At 58.8% G+C, this 11,434-nt stretch carries 11 protein-coding genes; 9 read left to right on the top strand and 2 right to left on the bottom strand.

Annotated elements, in window-relative coordinates; genetic code table 11:
* Positions 1-14: 14 nt before the first annotated feature.
* The 9 genes from metG (at position 15) to PMYSY11_RS15065 (ending at position 9,592) form a co-directional block, all read left to right on the top strand.
* Positions 15-2,129, top strand: a complete 2,115-nt coding sequence (gene metG / locus PMYSY11_RS15025; RefSeq protein ID WP_139134670.1) for a methionine--tRNA ligase — start codon at positions 15-17, stop codon at positions 2,127-2,129.
* A 188-nt stretch (positions 2,130-2,317) separates the two neighbouring features.
* Positions 2,318-2,902: an electron transport complex subunit RsxA gene (rsxA, locus tag PMYSY11_RS15030; protein WP_069899328.1), complete on the top strand. Its 585-nt coding sequence runs from the start codon at positions 2,318-2,320 to the stop codon at positions 2,900-2,902.
* Positions 2,899-3,489: an electron transport complex subunit RsxB gene (rsxB, locus tag PMYSY11_RS15035; protein ID WP_069899329.1), complete on the top strand. Its 591-nt coding sequence runs from the start codon at positions 2,899-2,901 to the stop codon at positions 3,487-3,489. Before rsxA ends, rsxB begins: the two co-directional genes overlap by 4 nt.
* Complete coding sequence (rsxC, locus tag PMYSY11_RS15040) at positions 3,486-6,170, top strand: electron transport complex subunit RsxC (protein ID WP_150547309.1); 2,685 nt, start codon at positions 3,486-3,488, stop codon at positions 6,168-6,170. Before rsxB ends, rsxC begins: the two co-directional genes overlap by 4 nt.
* 105 nt (positions 6,171-6,275) lie before the next feature.
* The gene (locus PMYSY11_RS15045) at positions 6,276-7,307 is read left to right on the top strand and encodes an RnfABCDGE type electron transport complex subunit D (protein ID WP_150547310.1); all 1,032 of its coding nucleotides are present in this window, start codon (positions 6,276-6,278) and stop codon (positions 7,305-7,307) included.
* A 2-nt stretch (positions 7,308-7,309) separates the two neighbouring features.
* Positions 7,310-7,960, top strand: a complete 651-nt coding sequence (gene rsxG, locus PMYSY11_RS15050; protein ID WP_069899332.1) for an electron transport complex subunit RsxG — start codon at positions 7,310-7,312, stop codon at positions 7,958-7,960.
* Positions 7,960-8,670 carry an electron transport complex subunit E gene (locus PMYSY11_RS15055; RefSeq protein WP_150547311.1) on the top strand — a complete coding sequence of 237 codons (711 nt, stop codon included), beginning with the start codon at positions 7,960-7,962 and terminating at the stop codon, positions 8,668-8,670. Before rsxG ends, PMYSY11_RS15055 begins: the two co-directional genes overlap by 1 nt.
* Positions 8,667-9,305 (top strand): endonuclease III, encoded by a 639-nt coding sequence (gene nth / locus PMYSY11_RS15060; protein ID WP_069899334.1) that lies wholly within the window; start codon positions 8,667-8,669, stop codon positions 9,303-9,305. The genes PMYSY11_RS15055 and nth overlap by 4 nt, the downstream gene beginning before the upstream one ends.
* Positions 9,306-9,412: 107 nt before the next feature.
* The gene (locus PMYSY11_RS15065; protein ID WP_069899335.1) at positions 9,413-9,592 is read left to right on the top strand and encodes a PA3496 family putative envelope integrity protein; all 180 of its coding nucleotides are present in this window, start codon (positions 9,413-9,415) and stop codon (positions 9,590-9,592) included.
* Positions 9,593-9,766: 174 nt separating this feature from the next.
* On the opposite strand, the gene PMYSY11_RS15070 is transcribed toward PMYSY11_RS15065, so the two are convergent.
* Positions 9,767-10,900 (bottom strand): aminotransferase class V-fold PLP-dependent enzyme, encoded by a 1,134-nt coding sequence (locus PMYSY11_RS15070; protein ID WP_150547312.1) that lies wholly within the window; start codon positions 10,898-10,900, stop codon positions 9,767-9,769.
* A 96-nt stretch (positions 10,901-10,996) separates the two neighbouring features.
* Positions 10,997-11,389, bottom strand: a complete 393-nt coding sequence (gene gloA / locus PMYSY11_RS15075; RefSeq protein ID WP_069899337.1) for a lactoylglutathione lyase — start codon at positions 11,387-11,389, stop codon at positions 10,997-10,999.
* Positions 11,390-11,434: the final 45 nt, after the last annotated feature.

The following is an 11,434-nucleotide window of genomic DNA, read 5'->3' on the forward strand; positions in this document are numbered from 1 at the left end:
AAATCCTGCGCAGGATGAAAAAAATCGTCCGGCGCTATATAGTTACCGACCTCCTTTGTTTTACCAGTGCAGCGAATTCTATGTCTGAAGCCCGCAAGATTCTCGTTACCAGTGCCCTGCCCTACGCCAATGGTTCAATCCACCTTGGCCACATGCTCGAGTACATCCAGACCGACATGTGGGTACGCTTCCAGAAACTGCGCGGCAATCAGTGCATCTATGTTTGCGCGGATGACGCTCACGGCTCGGCCATCATGCTGCGCGCCGAAAAGGAAGGCATCACTGCCGAGCAGTTGATCGACAACGTCAAGGCTGAACACACCGCCGACTTTGCCGAGTTCCTGGTCGACTTCGACAACTTCCACTCGACACATTCGGAAGAGAACCGCGAGCTGTCTGCCGGTATTTACCAGACGCTCGCCGAACGCGGCCATATCGCCACCCGCTCGGTTACCCAGTACTTCGATCCTGAGAAGGGCATGTTTCTGGCGGACCGGTTCATCAAAGGCACCTGCCCCAAGTGTGCGGCCGAAGACCAGTACGGCGACAACTGCGAAAAGTGCGGTGCCACTTATGAGCCGACCGAGCTGAAAAACCCGCGCTCAGCCATCTCCGGCGCCGTGCCGGTGCTCAAGGACTCCAAGCACTTCTTCTTCAAGCTGCCTGAATTCACCGCCATGCTCAAGCAGTGGACCCGCGGCGGCGCGCTGCAGGATGCTGTGGCCAACAAGATTGCCGAGTGGCTGGACTCTGGCCTGCACGAGTGGGACATCAGCCGTGACGCGCCGTATTTCGGTTTCGAAATCCCGGGCGAGCCGGGCAAATACTTCTACGTATGGCTGGACGCCCCAATCGGCTACATGGCCAGCTTCAAGAATCTCTGCTCGCGCCGCCCAGAGCTGGACTTCCAGGAATTCTGGTGCAAAGACTCGACTGCCGAGCTGTATCACTTCATCGGCAAGGACATCGTCAACTTCCACGCCCTGTTCTGGCCAGCCATGCTCGAAGGCGCGGGTTTCCGCAAGCCGACTGCGGTCAACGTACACGGCTATCTGACTGTAAATGGCCAGAAAATGTCGAAGTCTCGCGGCACCTTCATCAAGGCGCGCACCTACCTGGATCACCTGAACCCGGAATACCTGCGTTACTACTACGCAGCCAAACTGGGCCGTGGCGTGGATGACCTCGACCTGAACCTCGAAGACTTCGTACAAAAGGTCAACTCGGATCTGGTCGGCAAGGTCGTCAATATCGCCAGCCGCTGTGCAGGTTTCATTCACAAGGGTAACAACGGCTTGATGGCGACCGGCAACGCCGCGCCAGAGCTGACCGATGCTTTCCAGGCAGCCGCGCCAAGCATTGCCGAAGCCTACGAGAACCGTGACTTTGCCCGCGCCATGCGCGAGATCATGGGCCTGGCCGATCGCGCCAACGCCTGGATCGCCGACAAAGCGCCGTGGTCGCTGAACAAGCAAGAAGGCAAGCAGGAAGAAGTACAAGCCATCTGCTCGCTGGCGATCAACCTGTTCCGCCAGTTGGTGATCTTCCTCAAGCCGGTTCTGCCGAAGTTGGCCAGCGACGCCGAGGCGTTCCTCAATGTCGCACCGCTGACCTGGGACGACCATCAGACGTTGCTGGGCGCTCACCAACTGAATCCGTTCAGCGCACTGCTGACCCGAATTGAACCTGCGAAAATTGAAGCCATGATCGAAGCCTCGAAAGAAGACCTCGCCGCCGCTGAAGCTGGCAACCAGCCTGCTGCTACCGGCAATGGCGAACTGAGCAAAGAGCCCATCGCGGCGGAAATCGCCTTTGATGCCTTCGCTGCCGTCGACCTGCGCGTTGCCTTGATCGAGAAGTGCGAATTTGTAGAAGGTGCCGACAAACTGCTGCGCCTGACTCTGGATATCGGCGATGCCAAGCGCAACGTGTTTTCCGGCATCAAGAGCGCCTACCCGGACCCAAGCAAGCTCGAAGGCCGCCTGACCCTGTACGTGGCCAACCTGGCGGCGCGCAAGATGAAGTTCGGCGTGTCCGAAGGCATGGTGCTGGCAGCCGGCCCTGGCGGTGAAGAAATTTACCTGCTGAGCCCGGACAACGGCGCCAAGCCTGGCCAACGCGTCAAGTAAACCACTTGCAATCGGCGTTACCCGGCAACCCCGGGTAACGCCAGCCAGCCCCTCAGCAGCCGCCACCAGCGGTGCTAGGCTTATGGGCGGATAACACGCCAGACAATGCTGACTTGTCTGCAAGTGCCAGCTTAACGATAATACGCGCCCTTTTTATACGGCCTTTGCCCGTCCAAACGGTACCTGCAATGACCGAACTCGCTCTGATTCTGGTTAGCGCCATCCTGGTAAACAACTTCGTGTTGGTGCAGTTTCTTGGCCTGTGCCCCTTCATGGGCGTGTCCAAGAAAATCGAGACCGCTATCGGCCTGTCACTGGCCACCACGTTCGTGCTGACACTCGCGGCGATGTGCAGCTACCTTGTCCAGCAATACGTGCTCAAGCCACTCGATATCGAGTTCCTGCGCACCATTAGCTTCATTCTGGTGATCGCCGTCGTGGTGCAGTTCACCGAAATGGTGGTGAACAAGACCAGCCCGCTGCTCTATCGGGTACTGGGGATTTTCCTGCCACTGATCACCACCAATTGCATCGTCCTTGGCGTGGCCCTGCTCAACGCCAACAAGAGTGAGTTCACCTTTATCACCGCCACCGCCAACGGCTTTGGCGCGGGGCTGGGCTTCTCTTTGGTGCTGGTACTGTTCGCCGCCATGCGCGAGCGTATCGCGATTGCCGATGTACCCAAGTCGTTCCAGGGCGCCGCGATAGGCATGGTCACCGCCGGCCTGATGTCGCTGGCATTCATGGGCTTTACCGGTTTGATCAAGCTATGAGTCTGGTCATCAGTGCAATTCTGGCGCTGCTCGGCCTGTGCCTGATCTGCGGCGCGATTCTCGGCTACGCGGCCGTGCGTTTTAAGGTCGAAGGCGACCCGATTGCCGAACAGGTCAACGCCCTGCTCCCGCAAACTCAATGCGGCCAGTGCGGTTATCCGGGCTGCAAGCCCTACGCCGAAGCCATTGCCGGCGGCGACAAGATCAACAAGTGCCCGCCGGGTGGTGAAGCCACGATTCAGGCGCTGGCCGACTTGCTCGACGTCGAGCCCGAGCCGCTGGACGCCGTTGAAGGCGAAAAGCCGCAAATGGTTGCCTTCATTCGCGAAGCCGAATGCATCGGCTGCACCAAGTGCATTCAGGCCTGCCCGGTTGACGCCATCGTCGGGGCCGCCAAGCAGATGCACACGGTAATTGTCAGCGAGTGCACCGGTTGCGACCTCTGCGTCGAACCGTGCCCGGTGGATTGTATCGATATGATTGAAGTAGGCCGCACCGTGCAAACCTGGAAATGGGAACAGCCGCTGGCACCGGGCCAGTTGATCGCCAGTGATCGCGATGACAGCGACCGGGGCAAAGCCGCATGAGCAGCCTGAAAATCTGGGACATTCCGGGCGGCATCCATCCTCCCGAGCGCAAAGAACTCTCCAACCGCACGCCGATCCAGACAGCGCCGCTGGCCAAGCGTCTGGTGCTGCCACTCAACCAGCACATTGGTGCGCCTGCCGAGCCGGTTGTTGCTGTCGGCGACAACGTGCTCAAGGGCCAGTTGATTGCCAAGGCCAATGGTTTTGTCAGTGCACCGGTACACGCCCCCACTTCCGGCACCGTCAGCTTCATCGGCCCGCAACCGTACCCGCACGTCTCGGGCATGGACGCGATGGCGATTGTTATCGACAGCGATGGCAATGACGCCTGGGCCGCGCTGACGCCGCATCCGGATTATGCGCAACTGGAAACTACCGAGTTGCTAGGGATTATTCGCGAGGCCGGTATCAGCGGCTTGGGCGGCGCAGGCTTTCCCAGTGCAGTAAAGCTGACCTCACGGCCGACGCAGAAGATTCATACGCTGGTGATTAACGGCACCGAATGCGAGCCGTACATCACCGCCGATGATGTACTGATGCGTGAGCGCGCCGAGGCGATGCTCAGCGGTATCGAAATTCTCGCGCAGCTGATTCAGCCCGAGCAGGTGTTGATTGGCATTGAAGACAACAAGCCAGAAGCCATTGCTGCCGTAAAAGCGGCCTTGGGCGATCGCCCGTTTCAGGTTTGCGTATTCCCGACCAAATACCCCTCTGGCGGTGAAAAGCAGCTCATCCAGATTCTCACCGGCGTTGAAGTTCCGAGCGGCGGCCTGCCTGCCGACATCGGCATTCTGTGTCAGAACGTCGGTACGGCCGTCGCCGTGCATGATGCAGTTGTACTGGGCAAACCGCTGATCTCGCGCATCACCACCCTCACCGGCGAAGCACTGGCAAGGCCGATGAACGTTGAAGTGCTGCTCGGCACGCCCGTGCGCGAACTGCTCGAATTTGCCGGGCTGGATCAAACCAAACTCAACCGCCTGATCATGGGCGGGCCGATGATGGGCTTCACCCTGCCCAACATTGATGTACCGATCATCAAGACCACCAACTGCTTGCTGGCCTCGACATCAGCCGAGTTGCCAGCACCGCCCAAAGCCATGCCCTGCATCCGTTGCGGTGATTGCGCCGAAGTCTGCCCGGCCAGCTTGCTGCCGCAGCAACTGCATTTTTTCGCGATCGGCCAGGAGCACGAACAACTGCGGGCGCATAACTTGTTCGACTGCATCGAGTGTGGTGCATGTGCTTACGTGTGCCCGTCGAGCATTCCGCTGGTGCAGTATTACCGCGCCGCCAAAGGTGAGATTCGCGAGCTTGAGCAAAAGCAGCTCAAGGCCGAACAGTCCAAACAGCGCTTCGAGCTGCGCCAGGAGCGTCTGCGTCGCGCTGAAGAACAGAAAGAAGCCGAACGCAAGGCACGCTCAGAGCGCGCCGCCAAAGCCAAGGCCGCACAGGCTGAAGCCAGCACCAGCACTCCAGCGAGTGACGCCGCGCCTGCCGGCAAGTCCGCCGGGCTCAGCGATGTGCAGAAGAAGCTCAAAATCGAAGCCAGCATGGCCAATGTCGCCCTGAAAAAGGCGCAGAAGCAGCTGGAAGCCCACGACACAGCGGAACTGCAAGCGCAGGTCAGTGCACTTACGCTTACCGCCGAAGCCGCGCAAAAAGCACTGGACGAAGCCATGGCCAGCGCTGCACCCGCAGCGACCAAGCCAGTCGATGACGCAGCGCTGAAAAAGTCCAAGATCGACGCCGCCATGCTCCGCGCACAAGTGCGTAAGCTGGAGAAACTCGAAGCTCCAGATGCCGAGCAGCAAGCCGAGCTGGAAAAACTGCGCAGCCAACTAGCAGACGCCGAGCAGCAAGTCGCCAGCCTGCAGCCAACTGAATCGGCGGCGCCTGCTGCGGCCAAGCCAGTCGATGACGCGGCGCTGAAAAAGGCCAAGATCGACGCCGCCATGCTCCGCGCTCAAGTGCGCAAGCTGGAGAAAGTCGAAACGCCAGACGCCGAGCAGCAGGCCGAGCTGGAAAAACTGCGCAGCCAACTGGCTGCCGCCGAGCAACAACTCACCAGCCTGCAGCCATCTGAAGCGGCGGCGCCTGCTGCGGCCAAACCGGTGGATGACGCAGCGCTGAAAAAGGCCAAGATCGACGCCGCCATGCTCCGCGCGCAAGTGCGCAAGCTGGAGAAAGTAGAAGCGCCAGATGCCGAGCAGCAAGCCGAGCTGGAAGAACTGCGCAGCCAACTGGCCACCGCCGAGCAACAGCTCGCCAGCTTGCAAGTATCTGAAGAAGCGGCGCCTGTAGCGGCCAAGCCGGTTGATGATGGCGGCCTGAAGAAAGCCAAAATCGAGCTAGCGATGAAACGTGCCGAGCTGAAAAAGGCCGAGAAAGCCGAGGCTAGTGAAGAGCTGCTGATGCCGTTACGCGAGGCAGTCAAGCAAGCTGAGCAACAGTTGCATGCGGCAGAGGAAAACTCAAACAAGCCAGCACCGGTGCTGGAGCGCAAGGTCAAGCGGCCGATTGATGAAACGACCCGTGCACTGAAGACCGAAGTGGCTTTTGCCCGTGCGGATTTGCGCAAGCTGGAACGCGATGACAATAGCGCTGCTGAGGCGCTTGAATCCGCCCGCGCGCGGCTAGCCGATGCAGAACAAAAGCTTGCAGAACACAGCAACGCCTAACGAGAGATGCCAATAGCGCCCGACGCTATAGCCTTGACACTCAAGGGCCCGCTGCACCGCTAATAGGTGCAGTGGCAACCCCGACGTAGAGCAACTGGAGCAACGATGGCCCTGCCACGTATTACATCGCCGCATGCCAAAGGCAACAACCGTACTCAGCAGGTGATGCTGCAAGTGCTGCTGGCCACCGTGCCGGGCATTCTAGCCCTGACCTGGCTGTATGGCTTTGGCACGCTGATCAATCTGCTCTGGGCGTGTCTATGCGCCATCGGCTTTGAGGCGTTGATACTGGCGCTGCGCAAGCGTCCGCTGGGGTTCTTCCTCAAGGATTACAGCGCCGTGGTCACGGCCGTATTGCTGGCACTGGCATTGCCGCCCTACTCGCCCTGGTGGCTGACACTGGTTGCGGTGGGCTTTGCGATTGTATTGGGCAAGCAACTTTACGGCGGCCTTGGTCAGAACCCATTCAACCCGGCGATGATTGGTTATGTTGTGGTGCTGGTGTCGTTCCCGGTAGAGATGACCACCTGGCCAGCACCGCACATGACCGGGCCGCTGAGTGCGTTGCAGCACATCTTCGGCTTTGCCAACCTGCCAGATGGCTGGGTGCAAGCCACCGCGCTGGATACGCTGAAGATCAATAAAAGCCTGACCATCGATGAGCTGTGGACACAGAATCCGGCGTTTGGCTATATCGGCGGTGCGGGCAGCGAAGTGGTTAACCTCGGCTTTTTGCTGGGCGGCCTGTACCTCCTGCGCAAGCGCCTTTTTACTTGGCACGCGCCCGTAGGAATGCTCGCGGCGCTGGCCATCATGAGCCTGATCTTCTGGAATGGCAGCGGCTCTGACTCACACGGCTCGCCGCTGTTTCACTTGCTCAGCGGCGCGACCATGCTCGGTGCATTCTTTATCGTCACCGATCCGGTATCTGGCGCCACCAGCAACCTCGGCCGCCTGATATTCGGCGCAGGTGTGGGCATTCTGGTTTACGTGATCCGCGCCTGGGGCGGTTATCCTGACGGCATCGCCTTCGGTGTGCTGTTAATGAACCTGGCGGCACCCACTATCGATTACTACACACGACCACGCACGTACGGCCATCGCAAGCCGACGCGTGGCTTCAAGCTGGGCGAATAAGCATGGCACTCCCTGAAATCAGCCGCTCGATGCTCAAGAACAGCCTGGTACTGGGCTTGTTCGCGATCGTGACCGTTGGCGTTGTCGCCCTCACCCAACTCGGTACCCGTGACCGGATTGCCGCCGCCGAGCGCGATGCGCAGGCACGCGCACTCAGCGAGATCCTGCCGGCTGGCAGTTACGATAATCACCTGCTCGATAACAGCATCAGCGTGTTCGATCCTGAACTGCTCGGCAACAAAACCGCGCAAGATGCCTACATCGCACTCAAGGGCACCCAGCCGACAGCCGTGATTCTCAAGGTCACTGCGCCCGACGGTTACGGCGGCGCGATTCACCTGCTGGTTGGCGTACAGGCCAGCGGCTCTTTGGCAGGTGTACGCGCGCTGAGCCACAAGGAAACACCGGGGCTGGGCGACAAGATCGATCTGGCCAAGAGCCAGTGGATTCGTGCTTTTGACGGCAAGTCGCTGAGCAATCCGGACGCCGATGGCTGGGCGGTGAAAAAGGACCGGGGCCAGTTCGATCAGTTTGCCGGGGCGACCATCACCCCACGCGCCGTGGTAAAAGCAGTGCACAAGGCGCTGCAATATGTGGATGCGCACAAAAGCGAACTGTTCGCCGCCAAATCATCTGAATCGGGGGCTAACTGATGAGCGTCAGCTACCGCGAAATAACCATCAACGGCCTGTGGAAGAACAACCCGGGGTTGGTGCAGCTGCTGGGGCTTTGTCCGCTGCTGGGCACCAGTAACTCGACGGTAAACGCCTTGGGCCTGGCACTGGCCAGCGCATTGGTGCTGATCTGCTCCAACACCGCGGTGTCGCTGGTTCGTGGCGTAGTCAACACGGCAGTGCGCTTGCCGGCGTTCGTCATGATTATCGCCGCGCTCACCACCTGCATTGAGCTGCTCATGCAGGCTTACACCTATGAGCTGTATCAGATTCTCGGCATTTTCATCCCGCTGATCACCACCAACTGCGTGATCCTTGGCCGCGCCGATGCCTTTGCGGCCAAGAACGATCCCGCCCGCGCGGCCTACGACGGCTTGATGATGGGCTTGGGTTTTGGTGCGGTGCTGGTCGTGATTGGAGCCCTGCGCGAGCTATTTGGCACCGGCGCGCTGTTTGCCAACATGCAGTTGTTATTCGGCCCCCCTGCAGCCAACTGGCAAGTTACCGTATTTAGTGATTACAAAGGCTTCTTGCTGGCCATTCTGCCGCCGGGCGCATTTATTGTTTTGGGCCTGCTGATAGCGCTGAAGAACCGTATTGATGAGTCGCTGGCCGAGCGCGCCAAAGCCCGCGAGCCCGCGGTTGCGGCACAAAGCCGACGCGTACGGGTGACCGGAGTTGTCGAGTGAACGCCGCCAAACGTTATGAGATATTCCGCCGGTTACGCGAAGACCTGCCCGAGCCGAAAACCGAGCTGGCGTACAGCACGCCATTCGAACTGCTGATTGCGGTGATTCTGTCGGCGCAAGCCACCGATGTCGGCGTCAACAAAGCTACTGCCAAGCTGTTCCCGGTTGCCAATACCCCGGAAGCCATTTATGCGCTCGGATATGACGGCCTGTGCAGCTACATCAAAACCATCGGCTTGTACCCGAGCAAGGCCAAAAACGTTATCGAAACCTGTCGCATGCTGGTAGAGCTGCACGGCAGCCAGGTACCCGAAACGCGCGAAGCACTCGAAGCCCTGCCCGGTGTTGGCCGCAAGACCGCCAACGTGGTGCTCAATACCGCGTTTCGGCAATTGACCATGGCGGTCGATACGCACATTTTCCGCTTCGCCAATCGCACCGGCGTAGCCCCCGGCAAGAACGTGCTTGAGGTCGAAAAGAAGCTGTTGAAGTTCGTCCCCAAGGAATTTTTGCTGGATGCCCACCACTGGATGATCCTGCACGGCCGCTACGTTTGCCTGGCTAGAAAGCCGCGCTGTGGCAGTTGCCGGATCGAAGATCTGTGCGAGTTCAAGCAGAAAACTTCGGACGATTGATTTTTCCCTGAGTTTTTGTCTTATCCGATTGAAAAAATCTTTTTTACCCGCTCATGTTTTACCGCTATAAGGTGCGCAAATGGCCTGTGTAGCCGGGAGTGAAACATATGAGCACTGATAAAGAAGACCTTGAGCTCGACGACGACTTTGTCTCTGAAGACAGCGACGACACGGAAGCACCGATCGAGGTGGCAAAAACCAACCTGACCAAGCGTCGCATCATTGATAATTTTCTTGATGAGCGCCGTTTGAACAAGCAGTTGGCAGAGTACGACTTCGACCTGTAAACCGCTTTGCGTCACCGATTTACCAAGCAGTACCGCGCCAACCAAAGGCGCCGCAACACTTAGAATTACACAACGGCTGCCAACGCCAGAACAGCGCATGGCAACGATTGTGGCTGTACCAACCGCGACTCCCGGGTTGTTGAAACCCGGGAGAGACTGTTTTTTACAGCAAATTTACCCCGCCAGAACCTGATCCAGCGCCTGCGCCAGCGTGTCGATCGTACGGTCGATGTTGTAGAGCTTATCGAGCCCGAACAAACCGATCCGGAAGGTCTGGAAATCAGCGCCCTCATCACACTGCAACGGCACGCCCGCCGCAATTTGCAGGCCTTGTGCTGCAAACTTTTTACCGGTCTTGATATCGGCATCATCGGTGTAGCACACCACCACGCCAGGCGCTTCATAGCCTTGCGCGGCAACACTGTTGATACCTTTGCTGGCCAGTAAGGCACGAACCCGGTCACCCAACTCCTGCTGGTTGGCACGAAGCGCAGCGAAACCGTAGTTTTCAGCTTCGCGCATCACATCGCGAAAACGCACCAGCGAGTCGCTCGGCATGGTCGCATGATAAGCGTGGCCGCCCTGCTCATAGGCCTGCATGATCTGCAGCCATTTTTTCAGGTCGCAGGCGAAGCTGCTGCTTTCAGTGTCAGCAATCCGCGACAGCGCTTCGCCACTGAACATTACCAGGGCGCAGCAAGGCGATGCGCTCCAGCCCTTTTGCGGCGCGCTGATCAACAGATCGACACCAATGTCCTGCATGTCGACCCACAGCGTTCCGGAGGCAATGCAGTCGAGCACAAACAGGCCACCGACCGCGTGCACAGCCTCGGCAATCGCACGCATGTAAGCATCCGGCAAGATAATCCCGGAAGAGGTCTCAACGTGCGGCGCAAACACCACATCAGGCTTGTTGGCATGGATGGCGGCGACCACCTCATCAATCGGTGGCGGCGCATAAGGCGCTTGCTTGTCGGCAGATTGCGGGCGGGCCTTGAGCACCGTGGTCTCGCTGGGAATGCGGCCCATGTCGAGAATCTGCGTCCAGCGGAAACTGAACCAGCCGTTACGCACGATCAGGCATTTCTTGTCACCGGCAAACTGGCGGGCAACCGCTTCCATGCCGTAGGTACCACTGCCCGGCACAACCGCAACCGCTTCGGCGTTATACACCTGCTTGAGGGTTTGCGAGATGTCGCGCATGACTTGCTGAAATGCTTGCGACATGTGATTGAGCGAGCGGTCGGTATAGACCACGGAATATTCGAGTAACCCTTCCGGATCGACCGCAGAAACTGAGTTATGCATAAAGGCACCTCTAGACGTGGGCAGTAAATTCAACGCGCCGTTTGCGCAAAACCTGATAGAACCGCACAAACGGGGCGCTTTGCAACCTTAGTCAGCTCAGTCGTTGCGCGAAGGTGACAACAACTCGATCTTGTAGCCGTCCGGATCTTCGACAAACGCCAGAATGCTGTTGCCGTGCATCATCGGGCCCGGCTCGCGGGTGATCTTGCCGCCCCGCGCGCGAATGTCTTCGCAGGCCTTGTATACGTCTTCGACTTCGAGCGCGATGTGGCCGTAACCATTGCCCAACTCGTAGCTCTCTACGCCCCAGTTTTGGGTCAGCTCGATCACCGAGTTGTGCGCTTCATCGCCGTAGCCGACAAATGCCAGAGTGAATTTACCGTCGGGATAATCTTTGCGACGCAACAGGGTCATGCCCAACACTTCTGTATAAAAAGCGATGGACTTGTCCATATCGCCAACGCGCAGCATGGTATGCAACAGGCGCATGATCAGGATTCCATAGAAAAATTGCAGGTAAAGACCAAAGGCCAC

The sequence above is a fragment of the Pseudomonas marincola genome (assembly GCF_900682675.2).
Taxonomy (GTDB): domain Bacteria; phylum Pseudomonadota; class Gammaproteobacteria; order Pseudomonadales; family Pseudomonadaceae; genus Aquipseudomonas; species Aquipseudomonas marincola.